This window comes from Algoriphagus sp. UBA3586 (assembly GCF_002376385.1).
GTDB classification, from domain to species: domain Bacteria; phylum Bacteroidota; class Bacteroidia; order Cytophagales; family Cyclobacteriaceae; genus Algoriphagus; species Algoriphagus ornithinivorans.
Map to the genome: position 1 here is coordinate 113,670 of NZ_DFMT01000031.1, position 17,429 is coordinate 131,098.

A 17,429-nucleotide genomic window follows, 5' to 3' on the forward strand; every position below is an offset into this window, starting at 1 on the left:
TTTCTACGATATTTCGATTGTATTTCTTCTATAATAAATTAAAACCTTCGAGGACTTAAAGACCTCAAAGGTTATTTTCTAATTGAAATTCCCTCTCCAATCAAATATTCCTTCAAGCTTGGAACAGGGATTTCCTTAAAGTGGAAAATACTGGCTGCCAAAGCTGCATCTGCTTTTCCAAAGGTAAACACATCTTTGAAATGCGGCATGGTGCCCGCACCTCCGGATGCGATCACAGGAATAGAAAGTGCAGATGAAATCTCAGCAGTTATCTCATTCGCAAAACCTGCCTTTGTTCCGTCATGATCCATGGAAGTAAGCAAAATTTCACCTGCTCCTCTATCAGCTACTTCCTTTGCCCATTTCTGCGTTTGCAAAAGGGTTGGCTTTCTTCCCCCATGCGTGTGCACATAATCTGTTCCATCTACATCACGGGTATCGATTGCCACCACAATACATTGTGAACCAAATTCCCGTGCCATTTCATCAATTACTTTGGGATTTTTGACCGCAGCAGAATTGATGGAAATCTTATCTGCACCTGCATTCAGCAAGACTTTCACATCTTCCACTGTAGAAATCCCTCCACCGACGGTAAAAGGAATATTGATCGCCATGGCAACTTTGGTTACCAACTCGGCCAAAGTTTTTCGCTTATCGACCGTAGCTGTAATATCCAAAAACACCAGTTCATCAGCTCCCTCCTCAGAATAGACTTTCGCCAACTCCACCGGATCCCCTGCATCTCGCAATTGGACAAAATTCACCCCTTTGACAGTTCGTCCGTCTTTGATATCAAGGCAGGGGATAATTCTCTTTGTTAACATTTTATAGTATTCAAAACTTCATTATTCTTCATTCGAAGTTCGGTGTTCGATATTTTTTTTATTTACGATTTACGAATGACGTTTTACGAGATTTTAAGGAACCTCAAACCTAGAAACTCAAGGTTGAGATTACTGATTAAAGGATTAAAGTCCAATTGAAGTCGTAAATCCAAAATCGTAAATCATACATTAAAAGGCTGCCATTTCCTCCAAACTCACCTTTCCCTCATAATAGGCTTTTCCAACAATTGCCCCATAGGCTCCGATTTTTTCCAGTTCTTCTAAATCCTTGACCGATGAAACTCCTCCACTGGCTATCAGTTTCAAGTCTGGCATTTCTTCCAAAATCTCTCTATACAAATCCGTAGAAGGGCCTTGAAGTAAGCCATCTTTTGCTACGTCAGTACAGATCACATAGCGAACTCCCAATTGAAAATAAGACTGAATGAAAGGGATCAAATCCTGCTCAGTAGTTTCTTCCCAACCGTGAATGGCGATTTTTCGGTCCTTTGCATCTGCTCCTAAAATGAGTTTTTCCGGCCCATAAGTGATGAGCCAGGATTTGAACATCTCAGGCTTCTTCACAGCTACCGAACCTCCAGTCACTTGAGAAGCGCCCAGATAAAAGGCTTTTTCAATTTCCTCCTCACTTTGAACTCCACCTCCAAAATCCACTTTGAGACTGGTTTTTTGGGTGATATCCAACAACACCTGATCATTGACAATGCGTTTGGCTTTCGCTCCATCCAAATCCACTAAGTGAAGTCTTTGGATTCCTGCATCTTCGAAACGCTTGGCCATTTCAACAGGATCATCGTGGTATTCTTTTTTGCTGCTATAATCGCCCTGACTGAGGCGAACGCACTTGCCATCTATAAGGTCTATTGCGGGGATGATGTACATAGGAGAATGAAAGATTTGAGCGTGTTGACGATTTACGAAATACGATTTACGAGGTGAAAAGGAATCTCAATCCTTATATCAAGCAGGAATCCATTTGTAAAATACAGCTGATATAAAGAAAGACGTCGTAAATCAAAAATCGTAAATCATAATTTAGTTTAAATACTTAAGAAGTTAGAAAGTAGCTTCTCCCCAACGGTGCTGCTTTTCTCTGGGTGGGCTTGAATGGCCCAATAATTATCCCGATGGAGAATCGCCGTGAAATCATGGATATAATGAGTTGTAGCAATCGTTGCTTCACTCAATTCTGCATAGTAGCTATGTACGTAGTACAAAAACTGGGTATCTGGCAAATTTTTCAGCAAAGGATTATCAGCCAAATTCTCCAACTCATTCCAACCCACATGTGGAACTTTAAATTCCTGAGAATTTTCAGGGATAAAACGCTTGACCTTCACCGGAAAAATGCCAAGACAATCAGTATTATTTTCCTCTGAATGCTCGCAAAGCAACTGTAAACCCAAACAAACACCCAAAAATGGTTGCTTGATTTCCCGAATTAGTTGATCCAGCTTTCTGGCCTTTAAATAAGTCATCGCTGTACTGGCCTCACCCTGCCCCGGAAATATAACTTTATCGGCCTTTAAGATTTTTTCAGGATCGTCTGTGAGCTCAGCATTTGCTCCCAATCGCTCCAATGCATACAAGACCGACTGTACATTGCCGGAGTTGTATTTAATTACGGCTATTTTCATAAGTAAGAAGGAAGACCGGAGACGGAAGTAATCCATCAATCTCTAATCTTCCAACATTTTGATTTCTGTTTTATTTAAAGCCAAGTATTTTATTTCTGTAATCAGATCGGCTATCAGACAAAATTTCTTTTTCTCGTTTCTAGCCTCTCGTCTCTAGCTTCTCGCTTCTTTAGTCAGCATCTCCTCCAAAACCGATTCAATCTCAGGAATGGAATTATAGAGTTGCTCAAAGCTTTCGATGACAAAATATTTATCCTGGAATTTGTCTTTCCAGTATTCCTGATTCATAATTCGCTTGACATCATATGGGTAATGAGCAGGTTCATCGGACAAGGAAAATTTCGTCTCTCCTTTGGAGCTCAATATCCCTGCACCATAAATTTTAAGCTCCCCATTTTCTCTAATCAAGCCAAACTCAATTGTAAACCAATAAATCCTACTCAACAACTGAATCGCCCAAGGATTATCGATGTGCTTCAATGCAATTCCTGAAAGTTTTTCCAAGAAATCCACATAATGCTGATTCGTTAACATAGGCATATGAGCAAAAGCATCATGGAACATATCAGGTTCTTCCAGATAATCTAGCTGCTCCATTTTTCTAAGCCAAGTGGAAGAAGGAAATCTTCTGTTATTCAACAAACCAAAGAATAAATCATCGTCAATCAATCCGGGAACTACTTGTACTGCCCAACCGGTGGTATCTTTCAAGATTTGATTCAGGTCTTCAAAGTTTGCGATCTTATCCGCTGTGAAATTGACAATTTTTACCCCATCCAAATAAGCTTGTGAAGCTGCTTTAGGCAGATTTGGCATCTGTCTTTCGTATAAGATTTTCCAGACTTTAAAGTCTTCCTCGGTGTATGCCTCATAATCCTGTTTGAGATCCTGTAATCTCGGGTCGCTAAATACCCAGTCTTTTGGTTTATCAGTCATTTTATATTCGGGTTTATATATTTTCTAACTCTATTCCTTGATTTTAAGTTTTCCCAACCTGCTAACTTCAGTTATCCTGATACCTGGTATTCTGCCATCCTGCATCTCCTGAAGCAGGATTCATAACTGATCATGTTTCAAGATTCTTTCGGAAAAGCAGCTTAGCTCACATGAGCTTTTAAACAAAAAAGCCTACCCCAGAATTGGAATAGGCTTATTTATATGTTACCAAAAAACCATAACATTCCTATTCCTTCATTGGAGAGGATAATGAGAATGATGTACGTAGGTTCTTGGTGTTGGATTCACGATTTTAAATTATGCCTCGAATTTACACAATTTGATAGATTCCAAGCAAATTATTTTATAGGAGGTCAAATGTTTTCCGCATAGCGAAGCTTTCCCGAATCCACGCAGCCAATCGTGCACTTTGCGCAAAATCCAAGGTTTGCTGTCCATCGGAATAGGCCTTTTCAGGAATCTCATGGGATTCATAGATGATACCATCCGCTCCAGACATTACACCTGCTAAGGCCATTTGCGGCACATAGGAACGAATTCCAATTCCATGAGAAGGGTCTACAATCACTGGAAGATGGGACTTGGCTTTCAAAATAGGAATCGCGTTCAAATCCAAGGTATTTCTGGATGCCTTTTCATAAGTTCTGATCCCTCTTTCACACAAAATCAATTTTTCATTTCCACCGGAAAACACATACTCAGCAGATTGCAAAAGCTCCTCGATGGTCCCGGAAATCCCACGCTTGATCATCACAGCTTTATCTACTTTCCCCAACTCATCAAGCAAATTGAAGTTTTGAGAGTTTCGGGCACCCACTTGATAAATATCCACATATGGGTACATTTCCTCGATTTGAGAAGTCTGCATGACCTCGGTCACTATCTTGATTCCGGCCTCGGAAGCGATATCATGCCATAACTTCAATCCATCAATTCCCATCCCTCTAAATGCATAGGGAGAAGTTCTTGGTTTAAACACACCTCCACGCATCATTCGAATACCATTCTCTACACAATGGGCAACTACCTTTCGAATTTGCTCTTCTGACTCTATGGAACAAGGTCCGGTTATGATGGCCATTTCCCCATCCTTAATAAACACTCCATCTCCCAAATCCACTGATGTTGGCTTGGCTTTCCACTTTTTTGAGACCAGCTTATATTCATCTGATACAATATGGATATCCTTGATGCCATCGAGCTGGCCGATTTTGCGGATATCAAATTCATTTTTACCAATTCCAATCAGGTAATCTCCCAATTGTGTTTTTACTTCTGTAGTCTTATATCCGATTCCATTGACTTTTTCTATTAAAGTCTCTTTTTGCTTGGATGAAATATCGGGTTGTAATTGAATAATCATATCGATTTTTGATTTACGAAGTTCGATTTACGAGACTTCGGAGCTATCATGTTTAATTGAAAGGTGATTTTAGAATTAGGCAATTTTTCAATTCAGAACAGATTGAAGGTAAGCTTGGATATCTTGATTTAAATTTTTTGAGTCTTTGACAGTTTTGATAAAAGCAGAACCGATGATTGCTCCGTGACTGTACTTTGATGCGGTGGAGAAGGTTTCTGCATCTGAAATACCAAAACCAATCAGACGAGGGTTTTTAAGTCCCATCTCCTGAACACGTTTGAAGTAAGAAATTTGCTCCTCACTGATCCCACTCTTGGCTCCTGTAATCGAATGAGATGATACCATATAGATAAAGCCATCTGTATTCTGATCGATTTCAAGGATTCGCTTTTCAGAAGTTTGGGGAGAAATCAAAAAGGTATTTACCAATCCGTATTGCTCAAATACAGATTTGAATTCATCCAAATATTGCTGCATCGGCAGATCGGGAAGAATCAATCCATCGATTCCCACTTCCTGGCACTTTTTGCAAAATGCCTCCATGCCATACTGAATGATCGGGTTAAGATATCCCATCAATACCACCGGCAATTCAATTTTAGAACGGAAGCCTTCCAATTGCTGAAAAAGCTTTTTCAAACTCATACCGTTTTCCAAGGCAATTTGGTTACTATCCTGGATGGTAGGGCCATCCGCGATTGGGTCAGAGTAAGGAACACCGATTTCAATAATATCTGCTCCCCCTGCCTGTATAGCTTCCATGATGGACAAGGTATCTTCCAGTTTTGGAAATCCGGCTGTAAAATAAATGGAGAGTACCCGCTCCTGTTTGTTTTTGAATAAACTGTGTATTCGGTTCATTAGCTAAAGTGCTATTTTAAATTGAATCTTTTGAAAAGGATGATTTGAGAGTTACGATTTACGGCGCCTATCTTTTTACTGGCATTTTGGAAAAATCCAATGCCTTTAAAATGAGGCTTGAGAATTTCTTAACCTCGTAAATCAATAATTCCCCCACTTGATATACGTATCCAGATCTTTGTCGCCTCTTCCTGAAAGATTGATCACAATGACATCATCCTTGCGGAATTCTATCATATTCAGAGCATGAAGTGCATGGGCTGTTTCGATCGCAGGAATAATTCCCTCCAATCGACTCAGCTCTATCCCTGCTTTCATGGCATCCTCATCTTCCACAGCCACAAATTCTCCTCGTCCGATATCAAATAAATGAGCGTGAACGGGACCTATTCCAGGATAATCCAAGCCAGCAGAAATACTATGTGGCTCTACTACCTGCCCATCTTCCGTCTGCATCAATAAAGTTTTGGATCCATGTAAAATCCCCGGGGTACCTAAGGCTGTGGTGGCGGCGGATTTACCGGAACTCACACCCAATCCAGCGGCTTCAGCTGCAATCAGGCGAACTTCCGGAGTATTGTAGTAATGATAAAAAGCACCTGCAGCATTGGATCCACCTCCAACGCATGCTATAACTGCATCAGGATTTTCTCTTCCTTCTTTTTCTTTCAATTGCCACTTGATTTCCTCAGAAATCACGGACTGAAAGCGCGCAACCATTTCCGGATAAGGATGCGGTCCTACAACAGAGCCTATGATGTAATGAGTATCTACAGGATTATTAATCCACTGTCTCATAGCTTCGTTGGTGGCATCCTTCAATGTCTTAGAACCTGAAGTTGCCGGAACCACCTTAGCTCCCAAGATTTTCATACGCTCCACATTCGGGCGCTGTCTTTGGATATCCAGCTCACCCATGTAGACAGTACAATCCATTCCCATCAAAGCACAAACAGTAGCAGTTGCCACTCCGTGCTGACCTGCTCCTGTTTCGGCAATTATCCTTTTCTTGCCCAGCTTTTTGGCCAGAATAATCTGCCCTATGGTATTGTTGACCTTATGTGCCCCTGTATGGCACAAGTCTTCTCTCTTCAGGTAAATTTTTGCCCCGTATTTCTCAGAAAGACGAGATCCAAAGTATAAAGGGGTAGGACGGCCCACAAAATCCTTTAACAGCATCTGAAACTCCTTTTGAAAATCCTCTGAAGCTACAATGGCCTCATAATTATCGCGAAGTTCTTCGATGTTGGGATGCAACATTTCAGGAATATATGCTCCTCCAAACTTGCCATAAAAGCCCTTTTCGTCCACTCTGATCATATCTTCTCTAGGTTATGCTCTCTTTTCAGAAAGCAGATTTTGTTTAAATTCTTTCAGTTTTTCTATTTCCTTCAAGGCAGGACTAATTTCGAATTTGGAATTGAGGTCCACCCCTTTTAATTGCGGAACTTTTTCTGCCAAATCCCAGATCTCCTTAGCACTGTCTTGATCTATTCCTCCACTCAGTAAGAAGCTTTTGTTGAAGGGATAAGTTTCCAAATACTTCCAATCAAATTTTCTCCCTGAACCCCCATGTGCTTTGGTAGCTGTATCAAATAGAAACTTGTCCACTAGAGGAGCGTAAGGTTTTAAATCTTCCCAATCCAGCTCTTCCCCAACCGAAACCACTTTCCAAATCTCAACATCAGTCTTGGAGTTGATTTCTTCCACAAATTCGGGCATTTCCGATCCATGAAGCTGGATGGCAGCCAAGTCAAATTTCACTATTTTCTCCAAAATTTCAGGGATGCTTTCATTAACAAATACCCCTACTTTGGGAACATTCATTTCAGAGATTTGAGGTGCGAGACTATCCTCTACATACCTGGGTGATTTGGGATAGAATATCAACCCCATCCAATCCGGTCTGACTTCTGCTATCAAACCCCGGATGTTTTCACTTTCCCGCATCCCACAAACCTTGATCTCCATTAAGCTTTCTGAAATTCTGTAGCCGAAGCCAATTTCTGGTAATCCTTGATGAAATTATAAGCAGCCTGCTCCGGTCTGCTGGATTTCATGAAATTTTCTCCAATCAAAAATCCATCAAAACCTGCTTTCTTCAATTTTATCAACGTATTAGGATCCGAAATTCCGCTTTCTGAAATCTTGATAAATGAAGAAGGAATCTTATCAACCAACTCGAGTGAGGTATCAATACTGACTTCAAAAGTCTTTAGATTTCTATTGTTCACCCCAATCAAATCTACTCCATCATTGATACTTTGAGCCAACTCATCTCCATCATGTACTTCCAGCAGTACTTCCAAGCCTAAACTCTTAGCAAAGTAGGCTAGGGACTTTAATTTCTCAGGTTCCAAAGCAGCCGCAATCAATAAGATACAATCAGCTCCGATGGATTTTGCTTCAATGATCTGATATTCGTCTACCACGAAATCCTTTCTCAGAATAGGGCAAAAATTGAACTTCCTCGCAATTTTCAAATCCTCATTGCTGCCTCCGAAATAATCCTTGTCTGTTAAAATGGACAAAGCAGAAGCTCCCGCCTGCATATAACCGATACTGACGGTTTCCACAGAAGCAGCTCCGTTGATCATTCCTTTGGAAGGTGATTTTCTTTTAAACTCTGATATAATCCCAGACTTTTCCGGATGGGTGACATACTTTTTCATGGAAACTACTTTTCCCTCGAAAAAGGTACTCTTTTCCAGAAGCTTGACAGGAACCAAGCTTTTTCGCTCGGCTACTTCTTTATATTTATCTACGATAATTTTTTCTAAAATATTCATATTCAATTATTAAGCGAATGAAATTGAGGTTTTAGGATTGACCAGACTTTTGAAAACCTCCAAGGCTTTACCACTCAGCAAGACCTGCTCTGCCTGTGCAATGGCTTCTGGGAAGAATAAATTAGAATCAGCGGTTACTAAAGCCGCAGCTGAATTGGCAATAACCACTTCGTTTTGGGCTTTGGTTCCTTTACCCTTCAAGATATTTTCAAAGATTTTAGCGGATTCTTCTACCGTCTCTCCACCTTTGATAGACTCAGCCTTCAATCTGGATAAACCTATTTGCTCTGGCTTAAAGAGTTTTTCTCCCGAATTGGATATCATTTTAAAATCCCCAGTCAAAGAAATCTCATCATACCCATCCAATGCATGTAAGATGGAAAATTGGGCTTCGCTTTCCTGATAGAGGTATGCATACAACCTAGCCAGCTCAAGACTAAAAACTCCCACCAATTGCTTTTTCGGAAAACTAGGATTAACCATTGGTCCCAGCATATTGAAGAACGTTTTGACACCCAATTCCTTTCTGATCGGGGCAACATTTTTCATGGCCGGGTGAAAAAGCGGGGCATGCAAAAAGCAAATTCCGGCTTCATCCAGCGATCTTCTGATTTCGCTGATATCATTGGTGAAATCATAGCCGAAATAAGCTAGTAGATTAGAGGAACCACAGATGGAAGAAACACCGGTATTTCCATGTTTGGCAACATTTTGACCGGCTCCGGCTACTATAAATGAGGACAAGGTGGAAATATTAAATGTATCCTTCCCATCCCCACCTGTTCCGCAGAGGTCCATGGCATCGTATTCAGAGATTTCAACCGGAATACAAAGCTCGAGCATGGCTTCCCTAAAGCCTTTCAACTCCTCCACAGTAATGGAGCGCATCAAGTACACGGTCATGAAAGAGGCTACCTGAGAGGAATTGTAAGCACCTGAAGCCAGATTTTTCAATACCTCTCGGGCCTGAGCCTGGGTTAATGTTTTATGTTCAATAAGGAGATTGAGTATCTCTTTCATCTGTTTATAATTTAATTTTTTATGGTCAGATGGAATGCCCTGATTAATCATTCCCTTGCGTGAGGAGCTATTCTCATGGGCATTTCATAGCAATATTATTTGGGGATCAAAACCTTGATTATCAAGATTCCAGCCAGTTTTTAATGATTTGAGTGCCATGTTCAGTCAGAATACTTTCAGGATGAAACTGAACTCCACGAACGGCAAACTGTTTGTGTCGCACGGCCATGATCTGTTGATCGGATGTACGGGCAATCACCTCCAGGTCTTGAGAAAGGGTGGATTCATCTATTACCCAGGAATGATATCTACCAATACTAAAAGTATCGGAGATTCCTTCGAAAAGCAAGTCCTTCTGAGTTTTTACCTGAGAAGAAACTCCATGGAGCACCTCGGACAAATTAATCAGACTGCCTCCAAAGGCCTCACCTATCGCCTGATGTCCCAGGCACACTCCCAAAATAGACTTACTGGAAGCATATTTTTTCAATAGCTCCGGCATAATCCCGGCTTCAGATGGAACACCAGGACCCGGAGAGAGCAAAATTTTATCATATTGATCCACCTCATCCAGACCGATTTTATCATTTCTGAAAATATCCATCTGCGCTCCATAACCCAGCTTTCTAACCAGATAAACCAGGTTATACGTAAAGGAATCGTAATTATCGAGTACCAGGATTTTCATATCTGTTCTGCTGCTCTAAGTGCTACTCTCAATGCTTCCAACTTATTCGCCACTTCCTGCAATTCTGATGGAATGGAAGACTTGGCTACTACTCCTGCACCTGCCTGAAATCGTAATTGATTGTTTTCGGAGACAAAAGAGCGGATTAAAATCGCATGATTGAAGTCTCCATTGAATCCTAGGTAACCGATAGCTCCACCGTAAAACTGTCGACTCACATTCTCAAGCTGATCTATCAATTGCATGGCTCTATATTTAGGCGCTCCGCTCAAGGTTCCTGCAGGAAAAGTATCCGCTACCAGCTGAAGAGGATTGGCTCCATCAGGCAACTCTCCCGTAACTTTGGACACCAAATGAATCACATGAGAGTAATATTGAATCTCTTTGAAAACATCTACATTGACCACATCCGAAGATCTGGAAAGATCATTTCTAGCCAAATCCACCAACATGACATGTTCAGAATTTTCCTTTGGATCGTCATATAGTTTTCTCGCCAAAGCAGCATCCTCCTGATCATTCCCAGTCCTTCTGAAAGTACCTGCGATAGGAAAAATGGTTGCTTTCTTATTTTTGACGACGATCTGGGCCTCCGGAGAGCTGCCAAAAACCTTGAAGGAACCATAATCAAAATAGAAAAGATAAGGCGATGGATTGACGGAACGGAGTGCCCGGTAGACATTAAATTCATCCCCTTTAAATTCAGTAGTGAATCTTCTAGAAACTACAATCTGAAATACATCCCCACGGAAGCAATGCTCCCTTCCCTGATTCAAAACTTTCAAAAACTCCTCATCTGTATAATTTGATACTTCTTCACCTATTTTTTTGAAGGTGTAGGCAGGAATATTCTTATTGTTCAGAAGCTGCTCGATTTCCTCCAAATATTCTGGGTTTTCAGCCCCCGGAACTCTATGCTCAAATAAGTGCAACTCGTTTTTATAATGATCCACTACGATAATGTTTTGATACATTGCATAGTGCATCATCGGAGTTTCTGATTCTTGGGTCTTCTCGAGTTTAATATCTTCAAACCAGCCCACTGTATCGTATTGTATGTAGCCAAAAAGTCCGTTGGTACTAAACTTAAATTTATCTGGAGAAGGGTCGAATCTATTTCCAAATGCTCTTAGGGAATCCATCAAAGGCTTTTGGGAGCTTACCTCGTAATGATTTTCATCTCCATTAGGTAGCTTTTCCTGTACTTTTCCGGCATTGAATGAAAAAGTGGCCAATGGGTTAAAACAGATATAGGAATAGCTGTTTTCCTGCCCATGATAATCAGAGCTTTCCAATAAAATCGGATTGGCAAATCTATCCCTGATTTGTAAATAAATACTTACCGGGGTGATGGTGTCCGCCAGCCTTTTGCGGTAAGTAGTTAAAATCGGAAATTTTACGTGGTTCATTCGTGGTTAAATTTTGGCATAAAAAAAGGCTTACCGGGAAGTCCAGTAAGCCAATTATATCTTCTTGCATTCAATTTTAGGCAAGGGCTTTCTGTGCTTTCCCCGGGAAAGATTCAAAATGCCACCACCAGTATTTGTTTGCTATTGTATTCATATCGTTCGGCAAATTTAGGGATGGATCTCAAAAGAAAAAGTCTTGATTGATTTTTTTCAGAAAAAATAATCCAATCCATCTCCATTGCCAGACAAGTCCTTATTGGAATTTCATACTAAACTTTAAAAATCGCATTCCGTACTTACAGATAATCAACCCCTTACCCTTATGAGAACTATATTTAGCACTTTGATTTTTTTGTTTCTTTTCACTTCCCAGGCTTTTTCTCAAACTGATTCCAAATGGAAAGTTCCCTTGCTGGAAGTAGCATATGAGGGTGAAAATGAAGTTAAAATGAAAATAGATCCAGGTTTTCGTTTTGCAGATTTAGAAAATGGAGATAAAACATATCGACTTTTTTTCCATAAAAACAGACCCGTATTACCTTTCGCGAGAATTGTTGACCAAGAAACTGGGAAAGAAATAGCGAGGGGCAGAGGTAGCTATTTTTTTGGAAATGCAAGATTTGAGTTTTCGGATGGTAGAGAGGTAAAAATTAAAAGAATTCGCAATCCAAATGGCTATGAGATTATAGGCCCATATGGTCCTTTATTTGTCGTGGAAAATCATGCTGTAAGCCACTCAATGACATATCAGGAAAGTGACTTTTTAACACAAGCGCATTTCCTTTTTTCACGAATTAGAGAAACACAGAGTCCACCTGCTGAAATAATAATTAAAAGTACTACTACCAGAGTTAGGATGCATTAACTTTCTTTGCAAGAAAAAATGGCAAAGGCAATCGCACAATATTTCAAGAGGATTTTTGATGATTATCAAGTTTTGGTGATGGTTAATCCCTCCGATTTTACCGGAACAGAGTTGATTTTACATCCTGATGGTAAAGTAGAAAAGACGGAAATGGAATTCGACGAGGAAATTTTCGAAGATCTTGCCGAGGATGAGTTTCAGACTTGCAGCCCCTTGGAGTTTCAGCTTTTATTGGCAAAGTCATAAAAGTAACCCCAAACAATTTGCTTGGGGTTTTTATGTTTTTTTACTTCTTCATATATCCTTCCCTAATAGACTTAAACTCGGAGCCGGGTTTCCAAGATGGCCATTGATTAGAATTAGCCAGATTTTGTCCGATGTTGTATAGAAGTTGTACATCGTCAACGGCACCATCCAAATTCCATCGACTGGAATCATATTCATCTGAAGGCTTGTGATAATATTCAGCTGTATATTGATCCTGAAGCTCTTTTCCATACTCTTTCCCTTTTTCTACATGGTCGATACCTGTATGAAAATACAAAGCAGGGACTCCAACTTTAGCAAAATTGAAATGATCTGAGCGGAAATAATAACCAGCAACCGGATTAGGTTCCGGCGCAGAATAACGTCCTAATTTTTCTAATTCAACATCTAATAATTCCTCCATTTCGGACTGCCCAACTCCTATCACTGAAACATCTTTCATTTTGCCATAGGGATTAATTCCATCCATATTGATATTGGCCACAGTTTTTTCCAGAGGATAAATCGGATTTTGAGCATAATAAGCAGAACCCCAAAGTCCCTGCTCCTCTGCGGTTACCGCCAAGAAAATCACCGATCGATTAGGAGTCTTGGATTCTTTGAATGCTTTTGCCAAGGCTAAAAGTGCTGCCGTACCAGATGCATTGTCCAAAGCCCCATTATAAATACTGTCTCCGCTTGCATCAGGTTTGCCCACTCCCAAGTGATCCCAATGGGCAGTGTAAACAATGTATTCATCCGGATTTTGTTCACCAGTCAATTTAGCGACCACGTTCTGGGAAGTATTGTTGGTTGCCTCCACCTTCATAGAAGAACTTGCCTTGAGATTTAATGGAATTGCCTGAAAGTCCGGTTTTCTCGCTTTTGCCAGCAATTCTCTTTCGTTCAAACCTGCCATTTCAAAAAGCCTGTTGGCGGTAGGCAAAGTAACCCAACCTTCAAAGGCCAACTTATAACCTTCCTTTCCTCGATCATCCAAATAAAGCTTGGATGAATTCCAGGAGTTTTGAATCACATTGAATCCATAACCGGCTGGGATAGTATTATGAACAATCAAACATCCCAAAGCTCCCTGACGAATGGCTTCTTCATATTTATAAGTCCACCTTCCATAATAAGTCATGGTATTCCCTTTGAAAAAGGATGCATCTTCTGTTCCGAAACCTGGATCATTGACCAACACGACAACGATCTTATCTTTCACATCAATATTTTTATAATCATCCCAACCGTACTCAGGAGCTACTATCCCAAATCCAGCGAATACCATTTCTGCATCCTGAAAACTGACCGCTGAGTCTGTCCTTTGAGTCCAAAAAACATAGTCCTGCAAGCCATTTAAGGAAATTTTTTCTTTGGCAGATTGAATTTCCATGGTTTCTGATGGCTGGGTCAAAATAGATACCATGGGTACTTCTTGAATGTAGGAATCTCCATTTCCGGGCTCCAAACCTAATTTCTGAAATTCATTGACCAGGTAAGCCACGGTCTTTTCCTCTCCTTCTGTGAAAGGCATACGACCCAAAAAGTAGTCAGAAGAAAGTGTGTCTATATGTGTTTCAATGTCAGAAACAGTAAATTGGTAAGGTTGATTTTCAGAACAGCTCACAAGGGCTGCTAAAATTGAGAGGAAGAATAAAGTTTTTCGCATATTTTGGATTTTTGACCAGTAATTTAAGCAATATCAAGCAAATCAAACATACCAAAAACCCAGTCCAATGAATAGCACCTATTTGATTATGAAGGCGATTTTAAGAACTTCTTTGCTTCTTTTATTTTTTCTGAGAGGTTTTGACTCTTTGGGCCAAGAGACCTCTAAACTTCGGCTTGCCGTTGCAGGTCTGAACCATGGACATGTGGGCTGGGTACTTTCCTCTATGAATCGAGGGGATTATGAAATAGTTGGGATAAGCGAGTCAAACCGGGAGCTGGCGGAGAAGTACTCCAAGCAATATGGCTTCTCGATGAGCTTGGTGTATGATGACTTGAATGAAATGCTGGAGAAAAGCCATCCTGAAGCAGTGGCTGCTTTTGGGGATACTTTTTCCCATTTAGCCATTGTAAAAGCGGCTGCACCGAAAGGAATTCATGTGATGGTTGAAAAGCCTCTTGCTGTCAGTAAAGAGCATGCTTTGGAAATGAAGGAAATGGCTAGTCAATATGGCATTCATTTATTGACCAATTATGAAACGAGTTGGTATCCCAGCAATCATGAAGCTAAAAGACTATTGGAATCGGGTGAAATAGGCAATGTCAAAAAGGTAATCGTAAGAGATGGCCATCGAGGCCCGAAAAAAATTGGCGTTGGGCCGGAGTTTCTGGAATGGCTAACAGATCCAAAATTAAATGGTGGAGGCGCCTTGATGGATTTTGGGTGCTATGGTGCCAATTTAATGACTTGGTTAATGAATGGTGAAAGCCCTATTTCAGTTACTGCAATCACTCAGCAACTGCAACCTGAAAATAACCCCAAAGTGGAAGATGATGCCACAATCATCGTAAATTATTCAACAGCTCAAGTGATCATTCAAGCTTCTTGGAATTGGCCAATAGGAAGAAAAGACATGGAAATTTACGGGGAAACTGGGGCTATTTTCGCAGATAATCGACATCAACTTCGAATCAGACTGGCAGAAGGCTATGATGGATTTGATGAACGCACATTACAGCTACCGGAATTACCAGCTCCCTACCCAGATCCATTTTTACTATTGAAAGCCGTAATCAGGGATGAAATTCAACTTCCTCCTTTTGATCTGTACTCTTTGGAGAATAACATGATCGTCATGGATATTTTGCAAGCCGCAAAAGAAAGCGCTGAAACAGGAAAGACTGTTTATTTCAAATAAATCAAAATACTTTCAACATAGAACTTGTCTTCTCTTGCTTTAATTCAGGTATACTCACTAACCTATTTTGTATTAGTTGACCGTAAGAATATCCTCTTTCAAAAACTTCTAGACTTTCTGGTTTCCAGGTAAAAAGCTGGTCTAAAAACGAATATTTATCAAGTAACTCTTGAGGGTATTTCAGTTTAAAACCTGATGACTCACCATATATAAAAGCCTTTGAGGACTGATAAGGAGGAGTATTTGAATGTACGGGAATATTATACTTTATAACCCAATCAGTAACCTTAGACCCTTTGACAAAACTGAAATCTCCAATAGAATGATTGGTTACCTCAATTTGATTTTCAATGGGAAGGGGTATGCGATCACCAGCCTTTAGCTGCCCAGAAAAATATTTAAGGATAGATGGATTGATTTTACTTCGTGCGACAAGATGGACTTGGTACAGTTCTTCACTTGATGGAAAATACAAGTTCATTTCCTGTAATTGATTCATTGGGTTTGCATTGGCCGCAGAATACAAAAAACCCTTTCTGTAGATTTGATTTTCGTAAGGAATAGCCTGATGAACAGTGAATCCTTTAATTTCATCATCACTATTTAATCCAGTCGATGCGAGGTATGAAATCTCTTCAATCTCATTCAAATCTGAAAAATTTACCTCTAAACTGGAACTGGCATTTCGAAGATCGAGCATCATTTGCTTTCTAACTCCCAAAGCATTTTCAGCAATTATCAAATAGTTTTGCTCAGAATTGAATTTTGGAACTTTTATCTCCAAAAAATTATCAGAGTTATTAATAAGCGTATTGAAAATTGAGGAAGTCCAACCTGAGCTATGGCTAATATTTGCCCAACCTCCAGCTTCAGGAAAATTAACTTTCACCAACACCTGGGAGCTATAATCAGGTCCAATGATTGCCTTAGGCTTTAAACCAAATATCAAATCATTATCAGGCTTTACATCGGTGTACGTTTCACTATTGATGATTTCAAAACCATTGAAATCAATAATTTTAAATAAAGTAACATGATATCGTTGGCTATTGTCAAGAGAGAAAGTCAATTTGGAATTACTTTCAAAACTTTTGAAATCAACTACCTCTCCGTCGGTTGAATTGATCAAAGCATAAGGCTTCATGTTGGGCTGAAGAGCACCGGGAGCTATAGATACCGAGAAATCTTCTAAAATAATGGAGGGAGTTTCGTCAGGGACGCAAGACAACAAAAGAAGAGACAACAAACTCAAAAAACATAATTTTCTGATCATGACAATGTTAAAATAAAATTGGAATAATGCTACAAAACTAAATAATCCTGACAATTATAACTAATGAAAACAGCTCAATAGAATTAAGTTTTGAAAATCCAGTATTCTATTCCATTAAAATTAAGTGAAGATGAATTCATGAAATTTTATCCTGATTTTTAACTTAAAACAAACTATATTAAAGCTAGTCTTTTACAAATTCATCCAATTCAAAATGCCAATCCTATGAAACTCGGAGCTTTTTCTATCAGTCTTTCAGTCAAAGATCTTCAAGCCTCAAAAGCCTTTTATGAAAAACTCGGTTTTTCAGTTTTCGGGGGATCAGAGGAGATGAACTATCTCATCATGAAAAATGAACAAACGCTAATTGGGCTTTTACATGAAATGTTTGAGAAAAACATCCTCACTTTCAACCCAGGTTGGGACCAGGATGCAAAACTTGTCCCCGGCTATGATGATGTTCGAAAAATTCAATCTGAGCTAAAATCCCAAGGAATCACCTTAGCACAAGAGGCTGACCCCAATGGTGAAGGCCCAGGTAGTATTTTATTTTTTGATCCGGATGGAAACGGAATCTTGATTGATCAACATATCTAGAAAAGC

18 protein-coding genes are annotated in these 17,429 nt (G+C 39.9%); 4 read left to right on the forward strand and 14 right to left on the reverse strand.

What is annotated here, in order from left to right; all coding sequences use genetic code 11:
- Positions 1 to 71 precede the first annotated feature (71 nt).
- The 12 genes from hisF to B2906_RS10805 all read right to left on the reverse strand — a co-directional run bounded on the left by hisF (position 72) and on the right by B2906_RS10805 (position 11,572).
- Positions 72 to 827 (reverse strand): imidazole glycerol phosphate synthase subunit HisF, encoded by a 756-nt coding sequence (gene hisF, locus B2906_RS10750; RefSeq protein ID WP_286939591.1) that lies wholly within the window; start codon positions 825 to 827, stop codon positions 72 to 74.
- A 189-nt stretch (positions 828 to 1,016) separates the two neighbouring features.
- The gene (gene hisA / locus B2906_RS10755) at positions 1,017 to 1,730 is read right to left on the reverse strand and encodes a 1-(5-phosphoribosyl)-5-[(5-phosphoribosylamino)methylideneamino]imidazole-4-carboxamide isomerase (protein ID WP_144606429.1); all 714 of its coding nucleotides are present in this window, start codon (positions 1,728 to 1,730) and stop codon (positions 1,017 to 1,019) included.
- Positions 1,731 to 1,888: 158 nt separating this feature from the next.
- Positions 1,889 to 2,485: an imidazole glycerol phosphate synthase subunit HisH gene (gene hisH, locus B2906_RS10760; RefSeq protein WP_286939600.1), complete on the reverse strand. Its 597-nt coding sequence runs from the start codon at positions 2,483 to 2,485 to the stop codon at positions 1,889 to 1,891.
- A gap of 153 nt (positions 2,486 to 2,638) precedes the next feature.
- A complete protein-coding gene (locus tag B2906_RS10765; protein WP_286939602.1) occupies positions 2,639 to 3,421 on the reverse strand; it encodes a phenylalanine 4-monooxygenase in 783 nt (260 codons plus the stop codon).
- 364 nt (positions 3,422 to 3,785) lie between these two features.
- A complete protein-coding gene (aroF, locus tag B2906_RS10770) occupies positions 3,786 to 4,805 on the reverse strand; it encodes a 3-deoxy-7-phosphoheptulonate synthase (protein ID WP_286939604.1) in 1,020 nt (339 codons plus the stop codon).
- An 87-nt stretch (positions 4,806 to 4,892) separates the two neighbouring features.
- Positions 4,893 to 5,666 carry a tryptophan synthase subunit alpha gene (gene trpA, locus B2906_RS10775; RefSeq protein ID WP_144606420.1) on the reverse strand — a complete coding sequence of 258 codons (774 nt, stop codon included), beginning with the start codon at positions 5,664 to 5,666 and terminating at the stop codon, positions 4,893 to 4,895.
- Between the two features lie 141 nt (positions 5,667 to 5,807).
- Entirely contained in the window at positions 5,808 to 6,986 is a 1,179-nt protein-coding gene (gene trpB / locus B2906_RS10780) for a tryptophan synthase subunit beta (RefSeq protein WP_144606418.1), read from the reverse strand.
- Between the two features lie 12 nt (positions 6,987 to 6,998).
- Positions 6,999 to 7,637: a phosphoribosylanthranilate isomerase gene (locus B2906_RS10785; protein ID WP_286939617.1), complete on the reverse strand. Its 639-nt coding sequence runs from the start codon at positions 7,635 to 7,637 to the stop codon at positions 6,999 to 7,001.
- On the reverse strand, positions 7,637 to 8,455 hold the full coding sequence (gene trpC, locus B2906_RS10790) for an indole-3-glycerol phosphate synthase TrpC (protein ID WP_286939618.1): 819 nt from the start codon (positions 8,453 to 8,455) through the stop codon (positions 7,637 to 7,639). Before trpC ends, B2906_RS10785 begins: the two co-directional genes overlap by 1 nt.
- Positions 8,456 to 8,464: 9 nt before the next feature.
- The gene (gene trpD, locus B2906_RS10795; RefSeq protein WP_286939619.1) at positions 8,465 to 9,475 is read right to left on the reverse strand and encodes an anthranilate phosphoribosyltransferase; all 1,011 of its coding nucleotides are present in this window, start codon (positions 9,473 to 9,475) and stop codon (positions 8,465 to 8,467) included.
- 121 nt (positions 9,476 to 9,596) lie between these two features.
- Complete coding sequence (locus tag B2906_RS10800) at positions 9,597 to 10,163, reverse strand: anthranilate synthase component II (RefSeq protein WP_286939621.1); 567 nt, start codon at positions 10,161 to 10,163, stop codon at positions 9,597 to 9,599.
- A complete protein-coding gene (locus tag B2906_RS10805; RefSeq protein ID WP_144606408.1) occupies positions 10,160 to 11,572 on the reverse strand; it encodes an anthranilate synthase component I family protein in 1,413 nt (470 codons plus the stop codon). The genes B2906_RS10800 and B2906_RS10805 overlap by 4 nt, the downstream gene beginning before the upstream one ends.
- Before the next feature lie 322 nt (positions 11,573 to 11,894).
- Here B2906_RS10805 and B2906_RS10810 point away from each other — a divergent pair, with 322 nt between their 5' ends.
- Both B2906_RS10810 and B2906_RS10815 read left to right on the forward strand, forming a co-directional pair.
- Complete coding sequence (locus tag B2906_RS10810) at positions 11,895 to 12,437, forward strand: hypothetical protein (protein WP_286939630.1); 543 nt, start codon at positions 11,895 to 11,897, stop codon at positions 12,435 to 12,437.
- Positions 12,438 to 12,455: 18 nt separating this feature from the next.
- On the forward strand, positions 12,456 to 12,683 hold the full coding sequence (locus B2906_RS10815; RefSeq protein WP_144606406.1) for a hypothetical protein: 228 nt from the start codon (positions 12,456 to 12,458) through the stop codon (positions 12,681 to 12,683).
- A 40-nt stretch (positions 12,684 to 12,723) separates the two neighbouring features.
- On the opposite strand, the gene B2906_RS10820 is transcribed toward B2906_RS10815, so the two are convergent.
- A complete protein-coding gene (locus tag B2906_RS10820; protein ID WP_286939633.1) occupies positions 12,724 to 14,355 on the reverse strand; it encodes a M28 family metallopeptidase in 1,632 nt (543 codons plus the stop codon).
- A 67-nt stretch (positions 14,356 to 14,422) separates the two neighbouring features.
- On the opposite strand from B2906_RS10820, the gene B2906_RS10825 reads away from it, so the two are divergent.
- Positions 14,423 to 15,553 (forward strand): Gfo/Idh/MocA family protein, encoded by a 1,131-nt coding sequence (locus B2906_RS10825; RefSeq protein WP_286939635.1) that lies wholly within the window; start codon positions 14,423 to 14,425, stop codon positions 15,551 to 15,553.
- A 1-nt stretch (position 15,554) separates the two neighbouring features.
- Here B2906_RS10825 and B2906_RS10830 read toward each other — a convergent pair whose 3' ends face one another.
- Positions 15,555 to 16,826, reverse strand: coding sequence for a hypothetical protein (locus B2906_RS10830; protein ID WP_286939640.1), 1,272 nt, complete (start codon positions 16,824 to 16,826; stop codon positions 15,555 to 15,557).
- Between the two features lie 225 nt (positions 16,827 to 17,051).
- Here B2906_RS10830 and B2906_RS10835 point away from each other — a divergent pair, with 225 nt between their 5' ends.
- Complete coding sequence (locus B2906_RS10835; RefSeq protein WP_286939643.1) at positions 17,052 to 17,423, forward strand: VOC family protein; 372 nt, start codon at positions 17,052 to 17,054, stop codon at positions 17,421 to 17,423.
- Positions 17,424 to 17,429: the final 6 nt, after the last annotated feature.

What these genes read in the sequence shown, in the direction of transcription:
- B2906_RS10810 (WP_286939630.1), top strand. Translation starts at nt 11,895, where the DNA reads ATGAGAACTATATTTAGCACTTTGATTTTTTTGTTTCTTTTCACTTCC.
- B2906_RS10815 (WP_144606406.1), top strand. Translation starts at nt 12,456, where the DNA reads ATGGCAAAGGCAATCGCACAATATTTCAAGAGGATTTTTGATGATTAT.
- hisA (WP_144606429.1), bottom strand. Translation starts at nt 1,730, where the DNA reads ATGTACATCATCCCCGCAATAGACCTTATAGATGGCAAGTGCGTTCGC.
- B2906_RS10825 (WP_286939635.1), top strand. Translation starts at nt 14,423, where the DNA reads ATGAATAGCACCTATTTGATTATGAAGGCGATTTTAAGAACTTCTTTG.
- aroF (WP_286939604.1), bottom strand. Translation starts at nt 4,805, where the DNA reads ATGATTATTCAATTACAACCCGATATTTCATCCAAGCAAAAAGAGACT.
- B2906_RS10765 (WP_286939602.1), bottom strand. Translation starts at nt 3,421, where the DNA reads ATGACTGATAAACCAAAAGACTGGGTATTTAGCGACCCGAGATTACAG.
- B2906_RS10800 (WP_286939621.1), bottom strand. Translation starts at nt 10,163, where the DNA reads ATGAAAATCCTGGTACTCGATAATTACGATTCCTTTACGTATAACCTG.
- B2906_RS10830 (WP_286939640.1), bottom strand. Translation starts at nt 16,826, where the DNA reads ATGATCAGAAAATTATGTTTTTTGAGTTTGTTGTCTCTTCTTTTGTTG.
- trpC (WP_286939618.1), bottom strand. Translation starts at nt 8,455, where the DNA reads ATGAATATTTTAGAAAAAATTATCGTAGATAAATATAAAGAAGTAGCC.
- trpB (WP_144606418.1), bottom strand. Translation starts at nt 6,986, where the DNA reads ATGATCAGAGTGGACGAAAAGGGCTTTTATGGCAAGTTTGGAGGAGCA.
- B2906_RS10835 (WP_286939643.1), top strand. Translation starts at nt 17,052, where the DNA reads ATGAAACTCGGAGCTTTTTCTATCAGTCTTTCAGTCAAAGATCTTCAA.
- B2906_RS10805 (WP_144606408.1), bottom strand. Translation starts at nt 11,572, where the DNA reads ATGAACCACGTAAAATTTCCGATTTTAACTACTTACCGCAAAAGGCTG.
- hisH (WP_286939600.1), bottom strand. Translation starts at nt 2,485, where the DNA reads ATGAAAATAGCCGTAATTAAATACAACTCCGGCAATGTACAGTCGGTC.
- B2906_RS10785 (WP_286939617.1), bottom strand. Translation starts at nt 7,637, where the DNA reads ATGGAGATCAAGGTTTGTGGGATGCGGGAAAGTGAAAACATCCGGGGT.
- B2906_RS10820 (WP_286939633.1), bottom strand. Translation starts at nt 14,355, where the DNA reads ATGCGAAAAACTTTATTCTTCCTCTCAATTTTAGCAGCCCTTGTGAGC.
- hisF (WP_286939591.1), bottom strand. Translation starts at nt 827, where the DNA reads ATGTTAACAAAGAGAATTATCCCCTGCCTTGATATCAAAGACGGACGA.
- trpD (WP_286939619.1), bottom strand. Translation starts at nt 9,475, where the DNA reads ATGAAAGAGATACTCAATCTCCTTATTGAACATAAAACATTAACCCAG.
- trpA (WP_144606420.1), bottom strand. Translation starts at nt 5,666, where the DNA reads ATGAACCGAATACACAGTTTATTCAAAAACAAACAGGAGCGGGTACTC.